Origin of the sequence: Arthrobacter sp. CAN_A6 (assembly GCF_015751715.1) — a bacterium.
In the GTDB taxonomy this organism is placed as follows: domain Bacteria; phylum Actinomycetota; class Actinomycetes; order Actinomycetales; family Micrococcaceae; genus Arthrobacter_D.
In genome coordinates, this window is the sequence record NZ_JADOUV010000002.1 from 56,517 (window position 1) to 69,523 (window position 13,007).

The 13,007-nt window shown below is 67.1% G+C and carries 14 protein-coding genes and 1 tRNA gene; 8 read left to right on the forward strand and 7 right to left on the reverse strand.

What is annotated here, in order from left to right:
* Positions 1 to 41: 41 nt before the first annotated feature.
* Both IWX75_RS03745 and IWX75_RS03750 read right to left on the reverse strand, forming a co-directional pair.
* Positions 42 to 767, reverse strand: a complete 726-nt coding sequence (locus IWX75_RS03745) for a GNAT family N-acetyltransferase (RefSeq protein ID WP_196820933.1) — start codon at positions 765 to 767, stop codon at positions 42 to 44.
* On the reverse strand, positions 767 to 1,792 hold the full coding sequence (locus IWX75_RS03750) for a 6-phosphofructokinase (protein WP_196821352.1): 1,026 nt from the start codon (positions 1,790 to 1,792) through the stop codon (positions 767 to 769). Before IWX75_RS03750 ends, IWX75_RS03745 begins: the two co-directional genes overlap by 1 nt.
* Before the next feature lie 221 nt (positions 1,793 to 2,013).
* On the opposite strand from IWX75_RS03750, the gene IWX75_RS03755 reads away from it, so the two are divergent.
* From IWX75_RS03755 to IWX75_RS03765, 3 genes are all read left to right on the forward strand, one after another.
* Positions 2,014 to 2,844: a UbiA family prenyltransferase gene (locus tag IWX75_RS03755; RefSeq protein ID WP_334684145.1), complete on the forward strand. Its 831-nt coding sequence runs from the start codon at positions 2,014 to 2,016 to the stop codon at positions 2,842 to 2,844.
* Positions 2,841 to 4,271: a phytoene desaturase family protein gene (locus IWX75_RS03760; protein WP_196820935.1), complete on the forward strand. Its 1,431-nt coding sequence runs from the start codon at positions 2,841 to 2,843 to the stop codon at positions 4,269 to 4,271. Before IWX75_RS03755 ends, IWX75_RS03760 begins: the two co-directional genes overlap by 4 nt.
* Before the next feature lie 77 nt (positions 4,272 to 4,348).
* Positions 4,349 to 5,041 (forward strand): LmeA family phospholipid-binding protein, encoded by a 693-nt coding sequence (locus IWX75_RS03765; protein ID WP_196820936.1) that lies wholly within the window; start codon positions 4,349 to 4,351, stop codon positions 5,039 to 5,041.
* A gap of 2 nt (positions 5,042 to 5,043) precedes the next feature.
* Here IWX75_RS03765 and IWX75_RS03770 read toward each other — a convergent pair whose 3' ends face one another.
* From IWX75_RS03770 to IWX75_RS03785, 4 genes are all read right to left on the reverse strand, one after another.
* Entirely contained in the window at positions 5,044 to 5,832 is a 789-nt protein-coding gene (locus IWX75_RS03770; RefSeq protein WP_196820937.1) for a carotenoid biosynthesis protein, read from the reverse strand.
* Between the two features lie 82 nt (positions 5,833 to 5,914).
* Positions 5,915 to 6,154 carry a PspC domain-containing protein gene (locus IWX75_RS03775; RefSeq protein ID WP_196820938.1) on the reverse strand — a complete coding sequence of 80 codons (240 nt, stop codon included), beginning with the start codon at positions 6,152 to 6,154 and terminating at the stop codon, positions 5,915 to 5,917.
* 58 nt (positions 6,155 to 6,212) lie between these two features.
* Positions 6,213 to 6,440, reverse strand: coding sequence for a hypothetical protein (locus tag IWX75_RS03780; protein WP_196820939.1), 228 nt, complete (start codon positions 6,438 to 6,440; stop codon positions 6,213 to 6,215).
* Positions 6,437 to 7,837 (reverse strand): PspC domain-containing protein, encoded by a 1,401-nt coding sequence (locus IWX75_RS03785; protein WP_196820940.1) that lies wholly within the window; start codon positions 7,835 to 7,837, stop codon positions 6,437 to 6,439. Before IWX75_RS03785 ends, IWX75_RS03780 begins: the two co-directional genes overlap by 4 nt.
* Before the next feature lie 145 nt (positions 7,838 to 7,982).
* Between IWX75_RS03785 and IWX75_RS03790 the strand changes: the two genes are divergently transcribed.
* Complete coding sequence (locus tag IWX75_RS03790) at positions 7,983 to 9,218, forward strand: ATP-binding protein (protein WP_196820941.1); 1,236 nt, start codon at positions 7,983 to 7,985, stop codon at positions 9,216 to 9,218.
* Positions 9,202 to 9,876 (forward strand): LuxR C-terminal-related transcriptional regulator, encoded by a 675-nt coding sequence (locus tag IWX75_RS03795; RefSeq protein WP_196820942.1) that lies wholly within the window; start codon positions 9,202 to 9,204, stop codon positions 9,874 to 9,876. The genes IWX75_RS03790 and IWX75_RS03795 overlap by 17 nt, the downstream gene beginning before the upstream one ends.
* Before the next feature lie 27 nt (positions 9,877 to 9,903).
* Here IWX75_RS03795 and IWX75_RS03800 read toward each other — a convergent pair whose 3' ends face one another.
* Positions 9,904 to 11,154, reverse strand: coding sequence for a pyridoxal phosphate-dependent aminotransferase (locus tag IWX75_RS03800; protein WP_196820943.1), 1,251 nt, complete (start codon positions 11,152 to 11,154; stop codon positions 9,904 to 9,906).
* 256 nt (positions 11,155 to 11,410) lie between these two features.
* Between IWX75_RS03800 and IWX75_RS03805 the strand changes: the two genes are divergently transcribed.
* The 3 genes from IWX75_RS03805 to nusG all read left to right on the forward strand — a co-directional run bounded on the left by IWX75_RS03805 (position 11,411) and on the right by nusG (position 12,878).
* A tRNA-Trp gene (locus IWX75_RS03805) sits at positions 11,411 to 11,483 on the forward strand.
* A 151-nt stretch (positions 11,484 to 11,634) separates the two neighbouring features.
* The gene (secE, locus tag IWX75_RS03810) at positions 11,635 to 11,892 is read left to right on the forward strand and encodes a preprotein translocase subunit SecE (RefSeq protein WP_162149037.1); all 258 of its coding nucleotides are present in this window, start codon (positions 11,635 to 11,637) and stop codon (positions 11,890 to 11,892) included.
* A gap of 86 nt (positions 11,893 to 11,978) precedes the next feature.
* A complete protein-coding gene (gene nusG, locus IWX75_RS03815) occupies positions 11,979 to 12,878 on the forward strand; it encodes a transcription termination/antitermination protein NusG (protein ID WP_196820945.1) in 900 nt (299 codons plus the stop codon).
* Positions 12,879 to 13,007: the final 129 nt, after the last annotated feature.

Consider the following 13,007-nt stretch of genomic DNA (forward strand, 5'->3'; position numbering starts at 1 on the left):
ACGCCCGTTTCGCGCCGGCATGGCCGGATGCGCCGACAGCGCTATGCGCCGAGAATCACCGAGGTCTGCGTGCCGGCAAAACTGAAGCCCGCCCGCCGCGCAGTCCGCTGGGACGCAGTGTTGTCCGTCCGCACGCGCCACTGCGGAATGAGCCCTGAGGCCATGGCCTCCTCCACCGCCACCGCCACGATGCGCTGGGCGAAACCGCGCCGGCGGTGCTCCGGAGGAGTCAGGACGCCGAGGTGGGCGAGGATCCCGCTCCAGACGTCGTACCCGGCTCCCGAAAGGGGCGCCGGGTCCCCGTCACCCGAGTCGTCCACGAGGACGAAGGGATGCTCGGCGGAGGACAGCCCGGCCTCGGCGGAGTCATCCGGCGGACACATGCGTTCCAGCTGCGCAACGAACGCGGGCTCGCTGGACACTGCGGCCGACGGGTCGGGTTCGAGAGCGGGAAGCGCATCGCAGAAGAACAGCTGCGCCTCGCCGAGCCCGCGCCCACCGTACGCGTGGCTGAGCGTGAGGAGGGTCGAATGCTGCCGGAGGACCGTGCCGGGCAGGTCCTGTGCGGCCGCCACCGCCCATTCGGGGCCGACCAGGGCTTCCTTGCCAAACAGCGTCACGAATGTCAGCACCGGCGCGTCATTGGTCGATCGGTACATCCGCACGGTCGCTTCGTCGGCGAACGCCGTGTCCTCGAAACCGAGCACCCTCGACCACGCGAGCTGGATGATCGCGACGGTTCCGGGATCAAGTTCGGCCGGTTCCATCAGCCGAAGAGGATCGCGGCTTCGTCATACCGGTGCTGCGGCACGCACTTCAGGTTCCCCAGTGCAGCCTCGAAGCCCACATGCGCGATCTCGGTACCGTTGAGCGACACCATGGTGCCCCACAGTTCGTCCTTGACCGAATCCACGGCTGCCATGCCCAGCCGGGTGGCAAGAACGCGGTCGAACGACGTCGGAACCCCGCCGCGCTGAATGTGCCCGAGGATGGTTGCCCGGGTCTCGATGCCGGTGCGTGCTTCGAGTTCGGGGGCGAGCTGGTCCGATATGCCGCCGAGGCGCGGCCTGCCGAACGTGTCGAGACCCCGCTCGGAGTGGGCCTGCTCCATGTGCAGCGGCACGAAGCCCTCCGCCACGACCACCAGGGGCGCGCGGCCGCGCGCGTTCGCCTCCGACACCCAGGCGGCGATCTGCTCGATGCTCGTCTGCTGTTCGGGAATGAGGATGGCGTGGGCGCCGGAGGCCATTCCGGCATGGAGGGCGATCCACCCCACGTGACGGCCCATGACCTCGGCGATCATGCAGCGGCTGTGGGATTCACCCGTGGTGCGCAGGCGGTCGATCGCTTCGGTGGCGATCTGCACCGCGGTATCGAACCCGAAGGTGTAGTCGGTGGCGTCGAGGTCGTTGTCCACGGTCTTCGGGACTCCGACGATCTTCAGTCCGGCGTCGGTCAGGCGTTTGGCGGCTGCCAGCGTCCCCTCGCCGCCGATCGCGATCATCGCGTCGATGCCCAGCCGGGCCAGCGTGTCCTTGATCGCATCGGGCCCCCCGTTGCCGTCGAACGGGTTGGTGCGTGATGTTCCGAGGATCGTTCCACCCTGCTTGGAGATGCCACGGACAGCGTGACGCGGAAGGTCGATGATGTTCCCCTCCACCACCCCGCGCCAGCCGTCACGGAATCCCACGAACTCCTGATCGTGGGTCTTGATGCCCTTGAGCACCGCACCGCGGATCACCGCATTCAGACCGGGGCAGTCGCCTCCGCTGGTGAGAATTCCGATCTTCATGGGGGGATACGTTCCTTCAGCGTTGGTGGACAAGTGATCGCTGAGCGCTTCGTCGGGCCCACGTATGATTCTAGACACATCCTCCCTCCTGGCCGGTTGGGCCCTGGCCGCCGGGCCTGCACGTAGGGTTGCGTTACCAGTGTTGCAACCGACACTCCGACTTCGATTCCGGGAGGAACGCCGCCGTGCCCCAGGCAGGACTAGTGCCAGCAGCCCGCCGGATGGTCCATATCTCCCGGCCGGTCCTCTGGATCAACACCCTCGGAACCGGCGTGGTGGGCATGTGGCTGACGGGCAGTCTCTGGCAGTGGGAGGCGGCTGCCCTGCTGATCTGGCTGACCCTGCCGTTCAACCTGCTCATCTACGGCGTCAACGACATCTTCGACCAGGACACCGATGCCCTGAACCCCCGCAAGGGGTCCCTTGAAGGCGCGCGCATCCGGTCGGCGGAGGTACGGTCCATCTGGTGCTGGGTCCTCGCCACGAACCTGCCGTTCCTCCTCTACTTCGTGATGACCCTTCCCGCAGCAGCACTGCTGTGGATCGCCCTGTACGTGCTGGTCTTCGTCTTCTATTCGGCGCCGCCGTTCCGCTTCAAGGCCCGTGCCTACCTCGACTCGATCAGCAACGCCGCCTACGCGTTTCCCCTGGTCTTCCTGCCCTATGCGCTGGGTGCGGGGCCCGTCTGGCCGGCGGCCCTGGGACTCATGGCGTGGAGCGCCGCGAAACACACCTTCGACGCCGTACAGGACATCGAGGAAGACCGGGAAGCGGGAATCACGACGACGGCGGTGCGCCTCGGTGCCCGCGGCGTCGTTGCCTGGAGCGGAGCCTGGTGGCTTCTTTCCACGGTGTGTTTCGCGCTGGTGAACCTGCCCGTCGCCGTCGTGAATGCGCTGATCGCCGGCTGGCTGCTCGTGTCGCTGCTGCGCTCGCCGTCGCCCGCGACCGGCCACCGGCTGTACCGGTACTCGATCGCGTTTCCCTACGTAGCGGGAACGGTCGCGGGTATGCAGCTCGTCATCGCGCTGACCCTCGGACTGTACCCATGAGCCGGGTAGTGGTGGCAGGGGCGGGCATCGGAGGGCTGGCCGCTGCCGCGCTACTCGGTTCCGCGGGCCACTCGGTCATCGTCATCGAGGCGGAGGACCACCTCGGCGGAAAGAGCCGGCGCATCGAGAGCGCGGGTCAACGGATGGACACGGGGCCCTCGCTGTTCACCTTCCCTGCCGTGTGGGATGAGCTCCTGCGCCGTATCGATGCCGTTCGGGCGGACCCAGGCGTCGATGCGCGCCGTACCGCCGGTCTTGAACTCGAGCGCCTTGAGGAAGTGGGCACCTACTACTACCGCGGCCGTGAATGCTCCCTTCCCGTTCCACCAGGCCATCCCTGGCATGCGGCCTGGGAACGCTTCGCTGCCCTGCACGGTGGACTGGGCGCCGACGTCGCCCGGCTGCTGACCACCGGTCCGCTCGAGAGCGCGTCCCGGCCGGCACTGGCGAAACTCGCCGGGCTGTACGGCCCACGGCTGACGACGAGGAGCTACCTCGACAGCCTGCCGTGGCTGCCGGAGGGCCTGCGGGAGATCATCGCCATCCATACGCTCAATGCGGGCGTGAGTCCCACTCGGACGCCGGCGCTCTACGCCAGCATGCCCGCGGTCATGGCCGAGGACGGCGTATGGGTGCCGAAGGGTGGCATCTACGAGCTGGTGGAGGCGCTGCAGAGGCTCGCCGTCGCTGTGGGCGTGGAAATCCGCACCGGAGAACCCGTCACCCGGATCCGGGCACACAGCGTCACGACACCGCTGGGCACCTACCCGGCCGACGCCGTCGTCAGCGGCCTCGACGCGAACCGGCTCGGCGCGCTGCTCAGCGGTCGGCCGCCGCGCAGGCCGCGGAAACTCACGTGTTCGGCCATCGGCGTGTACGCGGTGCTGAAGCGGGAGCTTCCCGCCGGAACGCCGCGGCACGGCGTCCTGCTGCCCGACGAACCACAGGAACTGTATTCGAGCCTCGAGGCGAACCGTGAACCGGAGCAGACCATGGTTTTCGCCAACTACTACCCGGCCGGCCAGGTGTATCCCAACAGCTCCGGGACACTGGCGTTGCTCCTGACGGCGCCACCGAACGGTCGGGCGTATTCGCTGAAGGATGCCTTCGTGGAGCGAGAGCTGGACCGGGTGACGCGGGTGATGGAACTCCCGGAGCCGCTCGCGGACTACTTCTCGAGCTATGAGATCCTCGATCCTGGCTACTTCAGCGAGGCGGGATCAGCGGGCGGTGCGCTGTATGGGGCCATTCGTCCGTCGTGGATGAGCGGGCCCTTCCACGCTCCGGCCCACACCAGCCCGCTGCGGCCCTGGCTGTGGCGCGTCGGTGCGTCGGTGCATCCTGGGGGAGGGCTTCCGGCAGTGCTCGGCGGGGCGATGATGTCCACGGAGAAGCTGCTGCAGTACTTGGCGCGCACCCCGGTCTAGGCTTGCGTCGCCTCAATGGCCTGCTGAACCGGCTACGGAGTTTCGCGCCCGGGACGGCAAGCCATCAGACTGTCCTCATGGAGTGGACGCGTGCGAAGGACTGGCTGATCGGTGCTACCGGGATGCTCCTCGTCCTGGGTGTCGCGCTTGCGATTTCCTGGTGGGTGGTGAGCGATCCGGTAGGCCAGGGCGAGGCAGGGCCTGTGCCGGCGCCGACGGTGGGCGCCGAGCGCCTACCGGGCGCGGGACCTCCCGCCGACCTGCGCGAGGACGAGGTGTGGCTCGCCGACCTTGCGCTGGACGCAGGGACAGTGGCGACCGCGGGTTCGATGCTCCGTGACGTCCGGGCCGTCGGGCAGGACGTGGTCACGGGGCCGGACGGGCTGGTCGCTGCACGGCTCGCCGTGGACGCGACCGTGCCGTTCGAGGTCGTCGCCGACGAGCTCGGTGACGGGACCGAGGTCCGTGCCGCCGACGACGGCCGGGCCACGGTGGTTCGCACCGTCGAGGTCCTGGGCCGCGAATTGCGCGTCGTCGCCACCGGCACGGTCGAGGTCGACGCCGGCAGGCTCGTCGTCGAGCCACGCTCCATCGACTTCGGTGGGCCGGACTTCCTCTCCGACGCTGTTGCCGGCGTCGTTCGCAGGCTCGTGACCATCGAGCACGACATCAAGGGCCTGCCCGAGGGACTCGTGCTCCAGGACGTGGCCGTCCAGGGCGACGGTTTCCGTGCCAACCTCCGGGGCGAGGATGTCGAACTCGTCCCGTGACTTCAGACGGGCAGGGAAACCTGACGGGGACGACGCAGGGCGCGGACCAACTGAGCCCGACGGCCGACCAGGAACACGAGCAGTGCCGCTGCGAGGACAGCCGGGAACACGAGGCCCGAGAAGACCGTTACCCCCAGCCACAGGCTCAGGGACAGGATAAGACTGTCCAGGAGTCCGGGGCGGATCGGTGAGGTGCCGAATCGGGCGCCGCCCACCGCGGTGAGTATCGCCGAAGCCAGCAGGCCCGAAATCAGCCAGCCGCCGTAGTTGGACAGCGGCACGCCATAGTAGGGGCCGCCGTCGGGCCACACCCAGAACCCCAGCGAGACCGCGCCGGGGTCCAGGACGCCGTCCACCGCCACGAGGAGGAGAGCGGAAGCGATGATCCGGCGCAGCGTGCTCCCAGGGCCGGCGAAGACGGCGACCGTCCCGATGACCAGGGGAACGTAGGAGAGGGGGAGGAGGAAGGGCACGAGATCGAAGGCCTTGGGGCCAAGCGGATCTCCGTAGTAGAACTCACCGTAGGGAAGGCCGGTTGCCACACCGAAGCCTTCGATGAGGTACCCGAACAGTGAGACGGCGACGAGTGCGAGGACTGCCGGCGCCGCTCCCAGCTGCTGCCGGAGAGCCACGAAGGCCGGCAGGGCAATCAGTACGTTGAAGACGTAGGACCCCACGCTCGCGCCGGGGACGTCGGGAAACTCCACCACGAAAAAGCCCGAGAGGAACAGGAAGACACAGGCGGCGATGAGGATCCGAGGGACAGGGCGGGCGACTGCGGTTTTCGGCACGGTTCCCATCCTCGCAGGTGGGGTCACCGCCTCAAACCACAGGCCCGCCCGGGTCGGCGCCCGCCGCTCGCCTGCCGGGTATCTAACGGCCGAGCAGCTTTTCCAGGGCGAGGGTGCCGTCCGTCTTCGGAAGCAGAAGCCAGAGGACGCCGTAGAGCGGGAGGCTGACCACCGGCAGGAGGAAACTCAGGAGCATCCCGATGCGCACGTACGCCACGGGCCAGTTGAAGGAGAGTGCGATTCCGGAGGCGATGCCGCCGGCAAGGCCTCCGGGGGCCCGTTTGAGGGGAGAGGAGCGGAGGACGCGGTAGAAGGTATCCATGATCTCAGGCTTCCTGATAGGCGGTAGGTGTGCAAAGCCGGGGGCGGAGGATGGGCACTCACGACGGCGGTCCGGTCCGGTCCTTCCGGGCCATGGCCAGTGCGCCGCCGATCACGAGTGCGGCCCCGGTTCCCACCAGCAGGCCCATGAGGACGATACCGGTGTCGAACTGGATATCGGTGAGCTGGTTCAGGAGGACGAGCGACCCGATGGCAAGGATCACTGCGCCCCAGACGATCGTTCCTGGCCTGGGGCGCCGGGTGGAAGGGGCTTCCTGCGGACTCATGGTGTGGTTCCTCTCTCCTGGGCGGTCACGGTGACGTCGCTGACGGCGCCGCTGACTTCTAGAACGATGGTTGGTTCGGAGGATTGTCCGTCGAGTTCAAGGGTTTCCGGCTGCCACACGCCCTCCGACGTGGAACTGTCGACACCGTCCGTCAGCTGGGTTGCTCCGAGGAACAGCCGGGACCGGACCTCCACCGGGACCCCGCTGGGAACGACGATGTCGACGTCGGCGGCGACCGAATGGATCGGAATCACAACGTCGTTCCGCAATTTTCCGAGCCCGGTCAGGTCGATGGCGCTCTCGGCCGCCACGGCGGTGTAACCGCGCTCCGCCGTCGTTATATCGGCAGCCGCGGTGCTCCCGGAGGCCCCGACGATCCACCGCCCCTGCGGTAGCTCCAGAGGAAGCACGACGGCGGCGAGGGCCGTCAGGAAGCCGGCAAGGCCCATGAAACCCGAAGTGCGGCCCAGGATTCCCAGGATCAGGATCCCGATACCGAGGGTCATGGCACCTGCTGCGAGTGCTACGGCCACCGCTGAGTCGCCGAGGTCGAGGACTCCCGTGTAGTCGAGCGCGAGGATGATGCCGACCACCGTGAGGGCTCCGCCGAGGTGGAGTGCGGTTTCGCTGCCGGAGGGTCGCGGAACGGGGCGTCTCGGAGTGCCGGGCACGCGGGGAGGTGGCGGTAGATAGGGCCGGGTGCCGGTTGGGAGGGGACCCATCGGCATCGGGTGTGTGTGCAGCGGTGGTGTCGATATCGGAGCCGTATCCATGGGCCCCACCTGTGATCCTGGAGGAGGTGCGGCGTAGGCGCCCGGCTGCTGGAAACCGGCGGCAGGATAACCGGCTGCTGGAGATCCGGCTGCCGGATTCTCACGATTGCGTGATTGGCTGACGGCCCAGTAGATGATGAATCCCACCCCTCCCACCCAGGCGATCGTCCAGAGGAACGGCCCGGCTCCGCTGTCACCGAAGAAGGGCAGGTTAGGACGCCACAGCCCCATCACGGAGAGGACCACCGCTCCCGTCATGCCACCGGTCCAAACACCACGCCCGGCCTGCTCGGTGTGGATGCGTCCGTCGGGTTCAGGCAGGAGTGCCCAGGCGAGCCCGTACAGCAGCACGCCGATCCCCCCGAAAACAGCGAGGATCACCAGCATGCCTCGCACGAGGACGACATCGAGCCCCGTCCGCTGGGCAAGGCCGCCGGCCACGCCGCCGATCCAACGGTCGGGAGCCCGGACTATGCCGAGACCCCGCAGCCAGGCGAAGAACGAATTCGAGGCCGGAAGGGCGCTGGAAGCGGCCGGCCCGGACTGGTCCTGCCCGCCCGTTCTGCCGGAGGCATGCGCTCCTGCGTAGCGGGGTTGTCCTTCTGGTGCGGGTTCTGAGGTCATCTTCCGATCCTGCCAGCAGCAATCCGGCCACGGAATCGGGGCCAGCCCTGAGTTCTCCCTGAGTGTCCCCCGGCATTCGAGGGACAACCCCTGAGAAGGATGGGGAGGGCCATGAAAAGACTGGTGGACGTGCTTTTATTGAGCCATGAGACCTCCACTGCTGCGCTCGCCTGACGGCGTGATTGCAGGTGTGTGCGCGGGTCTTGCAGTACATCTCGGTTTCTCCATCCGGTTCGTGCGGATCGCCATGGTGTTGCTGACCTTCGCGTCGGGAGCCGGGGCCCTCCTGTATGCGTGGCTGTGGATCTTCGTGCCGTCTTCAACGGACAGCGCAGCCGCGGTGAAGGTGAGGAACGGGCCTGCACGGTTCATGAACGATCATCCTGCGCGCCGGGCGGGCCGCAAGGAATTCCTTTTCGGCGCGGTGATGCTGTTGCTTGCGGCGGCCTTCGCCGCCCAGCAGTTGGGCCTTCCGGTGGAGTGGGGCACCCTCCTTCCCCTGGGGGTGGTCGCTGCGGGCGCAGCGCTGGCCTGGGCACAGCTCGACGACGTTCGTCGGGCCGGTCTGATGGACCGGGCCGGCGCGCACCGGGCGAGTGGACTGGCGCGGCTCCTGGTGGGTCTTGTCCTGGTGATCGTCGGCGTGCTGGTCATGGTGTCTGGGTCCATTCCGTGGTCCCTGACCTGGGCCACCCTTGTTGCGACTGCTGCAGTCCTGGGCGGGGTGGGCCTCGTTCTCGCGCCGTGGGGCCTGAAGTTCTGGCGCGACCTCGAGGTGGAACGGGCCGGCCGCGTGCGTGAGGCAGCACGCGCCGAATTCGCTGCTCACCTCCATGACTCGGTGCTGCAGACCCTGGCGCTGATCCAGAACCGGGCCACGTCGGAATCGGACGTCATCCGGCTGGCCCGGGCGCAGGAGCGCGAGCTGCGCCAGTGGCTCTATTCGGACCATGCGGACCAGGCCGGCACCCTCGCGGAACGGATCCGCGCCTTCGCAGCCGAGGTGGAGGACGCCTACGGCTATTCGGTGACGGTGGTGGCGGTGGGTGACGCCCCGCTGACGCCGGGAAATGAGGCCCTCGCGCAGGCAGCACGGGAGGCGATGCTGAATGCCGCCAAACATGCGCGTGTTCCGGTGTCGGTGTACCTTGAACTCGGCGCGCATGGCTCGGATGTGTTCATCCGCGATCGCGGCACGGGCTTCGACGAGACTGCGGTGCCGCCGGACCGCCTCGGGATCCGGGAGTCCATTCATGGACGGCTTTCCCGGCACGGCGGCCATGCCTTGATCCGCAGCGGGCCGGACGGCACCGAGGTCACGCTGAGCATGCCGGAACACACTGCAAAGGACCGCTGGGAGAGCAATGGACAGGGTTCCTGAAACAACCGCCGGCACGAGGATCGGCGTCGTCGTCGTCGATGATCACGCCATTTTCCGCTCGGGCCTCAAGTCGGACCTCGGGCCGGGCATTGCCGTGCTCGGTGAAGCAGCGACCGTGGAAGAAGCGATAGCCGTGATCCAGGAGTGCCGCCCGCAGGTGGTGCTGCTGGACGTGCACCTCCCGGGAGGCAGGGGCGGCGGCGGCGCCGAAGTGATCCATGGCTGTTCACGCCTGGGCAGCGACACCCGGTTCCTCGCGCTGAGTGTCTCGGATTCAGCGGAGGATGTGGTCGCCGTCATCCGTGCGGGGGCGCGGGGCTACGTCACCAAGACCATCTCCGGTGCTGAGATCACCGACGCCGTCCAACGGATCGCCTCGGGGGACGCAGTGTTCTCCCCGCGGCTTGCCGGCTTCGTCCTCGACGCTTTCGGCACAGCCGCGGTTGCTTCCGTCGATTCCGAACTCGACCGCCTGTCCGCCCGAGAAGTGGAGGTGATGCGGCTGATCGCACGCGGCTACAGCTACAAGGAAGTGGCGAAGGCACTGTTCATCTCGGTGAAGACCGTCGAAACCCACGTCTCCGCTGTGCTGAGGAAACTCCAGCTCTCCTCGCGTCATGAACTCACCCGATGGGCGGCGGAGCGGCGCCTGCTCTGACTGGTCCGGGAGCCGCTCCGGTTCCCCTCAGCGGGCCGAGGACAGGAATTCCTGCAGCCTGCCGACCCCCACGGCGAGGTCCTCGTCGCCCAGTGCATACGACAACCGGAGGAAGCCGCTCGGCCCGAACGCCTCTCCCGGCACCACCGCAACCTCCACCTTCTCAAGGATGAGGGTGGCAAGTTCCGCCGACGTCGTCGGGGTGGAACCGCCCAGTGAGCGCCCGAGCAGGGCGCGCACGTCGGCGTAGGCGTAGAACGCGCCGTGCGGCGTGGGACATTCGACGCCATCGATCGCATCGAGACCGGCCACCATCGCGCGCCGCCGCCGGTCGAACGCGACCTTCATCTCCTGCACGGCCGTCAACGGACCGGAGACCGCGGCGAGCGCGGCCATCTGCGACACGTTCGCGACGTTCGACGTCGCATGGGACTGGAGGTTGGTGGCCGCCTTGATGAGGTCTTTCGGCCCGATCATCCAGCCGACACGCCAGCCCGTCATGGCGTAGGTCTTCGCGACGCCGTTCACGATGACGAGCTTGTCTCCCAGCGCGGGGGCGGCCGTGGCGATCGAGGTGAAGGGGACGCCGTCGTAGGTCAGGTGTTCGTAGATCTCATCGGTGACCACCCACAGTCCGCGGGCCGCAGCCCACTCACCGATGTGCCTCACCTGGTCCGGAGCGTAGACGGCGCCGGTGGGGTTCGAGGGCGACACGAACAGCAGCACCTTGGTCCGGGGGGTGATCGCGGCGTCGAGCTGCTCGGGAGTGACGAGGTAGCCCTGCTCGGGGCCGGCGAATACTTCGACGGGGACGCCACCGGCAAGCCGGATCGCCTCGGGGTACGTGGTCCAGAAGGGTGAGGGAACGAGGACCTCGTCCCCGGGATCGAGCAACCCCGCGAACGCCTGGTAGACGGCCTGCTTCCCGCCATTGGTCACGAGGACCTGCGCCGGGTCGACGCTGTAGCCGGAGTCGCGCAGCGTCTTGTCCGCGATCGCCTGTTTGAGCTCAGGAAGCCCGCCGGCAGGGGAGTAGCGGTGGAATCGGGGCTGCCGCGCGGCGTCGATCGCGGCCTCGACGATGTAGTCGGGAGTCGGGAAGTCGGGCTCGCCCACCCCGAAGCCGATGACCGGCCGGCCGGCCGCCTTGAGCGCCTTCGCCTTGGCGTCGACGGCAAGAGTGGCGGATTCCGCGATGGACGCGATCCTGCGCGAGATACGCGGAAGGCTCTGGCGCGTCGAATCGTCTCGCGTCGAATCGTCGGTGGTCGCGTTCATCGGGTCCCGTTTCTTCAAGAGGGTATTGCCGCACCCAGTTTAGGTGGTCGCCCACCCGGAGAAAGGAAAATGACATCGGACGATGCTCGACGGCGCCTGTCCCGGGTGTCTGGAGTGTCCGGTTCGACGGAAGCGCGGCGAATGCGTAGACTTGATCCTCGGTGTTCGAACACCGGAATGCACTGCGCCCGGGATAACCTCTGGCGCAGAGTAGGAAACCTGCGTCGCGAGGTGCAGGAGTGCAAGTGCAGCACAAAGGGTAGTGGCGCAATTGGTAGCGCAGCGGTCTCCAAAACCGCAGGTTGCAGGTTCGAGTCCTGTCTGCCCTGCGCATAGCCGACGCAGTAGATGCGGCGGTGCGGCAGGAAAAGATCACGAAGCTTCGGAGCAGGCAGCGGTTCTGCCCGGCAGTACACAGAACCAGCTGGGGGCGCTTTCAGTGGTCCGGCTGGGAAACCACACAGATTGATGAGGTTGAAGGTGACCGATACGGCTGCGAGCAGCTCCAAGGGAAGCCCTTCCGAAAAGGAAGCCCCCAAGCGCGGGTTCTTCGGGCGCATCATCCTCTTCGTTCGCCAGGTGATTGCCGAGCTCCGGAAGGTTGTCACACCCACGCGCCGGGAGCTGGTGAGGTTCACCATCACCGTGCTCACCTTCGTGGTGATCATGATCCTCATCGTGACCGGGCTCGATTTCCTGTTCGGCACCGGCGCCGTCTGGGTGTTCGGAGACAGCTGACGCTGATCCGGCCCCGCGGCGTCCCGGCGTGGCTCAACGAGTACAAGCAATGCAAGGCTGAAGATTTCCAGAAAGCAGGCGGCTAGGTGTCCGAGCAAGAACTCGAACGGCAGATCACAACTGAAGATGATGGTCTGGAGAACGAGGATCAGGTAACGGAGGCGGATGTCGACATCGACGCCGCTGATACCGACGCGACGGCGGAAGCTCCTGCGGATATTGATCCGGACGCCCTTGTCGATCCCGACGTCGACGGCGTTCCAGACGCCGACGAGGGCGTCGACGAGGCAACTGATGCCGAGGCAACTGACGTCGAGGTGGCTGACGTCGAGGTGGCTGAGGACGCCGAGGGAACCGAGGCCGAGGCCGAGGTTCCGGCGCAGGAAGATCCGGTTGCCGCCTTCAAGGCCAAGCTTCGGCGCCAGGACGGTGACTGGTATGTCATCCACTCCTACGCTGGCTACGAGAACCGGGTCAAGGCGAACCTCGAAACCCGCATCCAGACGCTCGACATGGAGGATTTCATCTACGAGATCCAGGTGCCCATGGAAGAGGTCGTGGAGATCAAGAACACGGCACGGAAAATCGTCAACCGCGTCCGCATCCCCGGCTACGTGCTGGTCCGGATGGAACTCACCGACGAATCGTGGGGCGCCGTGCGCCACACGCCGGGCGTGACCGGTTTCGTGGGCAATGCCCACAACCCCGTGCCGCTCAGCCTGTCGGAGGTCTTCTCCATGCTTGAACACACGGTGGTCCACACGGACGCCGAATCGGGCAAGCCGATCAAGCCGCAGTTCGCACCGGTCACGGTCAACTTCGAGGTCGGGGAGTCGGTGACGGTCAACGAAGGACCGTTCGAGACCCTGCCCGCGACCATCTCCGAGATCAAGCCCGAATCGCAGCAGCTCGTCGTGCTGGTGTCGATCTTCGAGCGCGAGACCCCGGTCACGCTTTCCTTCAGCCAGGTCACCAAGATCCAGTAGGACCTGCGAATTCCAGCTTCGCTTTCCTCCGCCCTGCTTTAGCCGGGGGACGGCGGTTGGTCATCACGCCATGATGACCTAAAACCCACGGGACGCTCCTGTCCCGGGGGACGTAATGCAAGAAAAGGA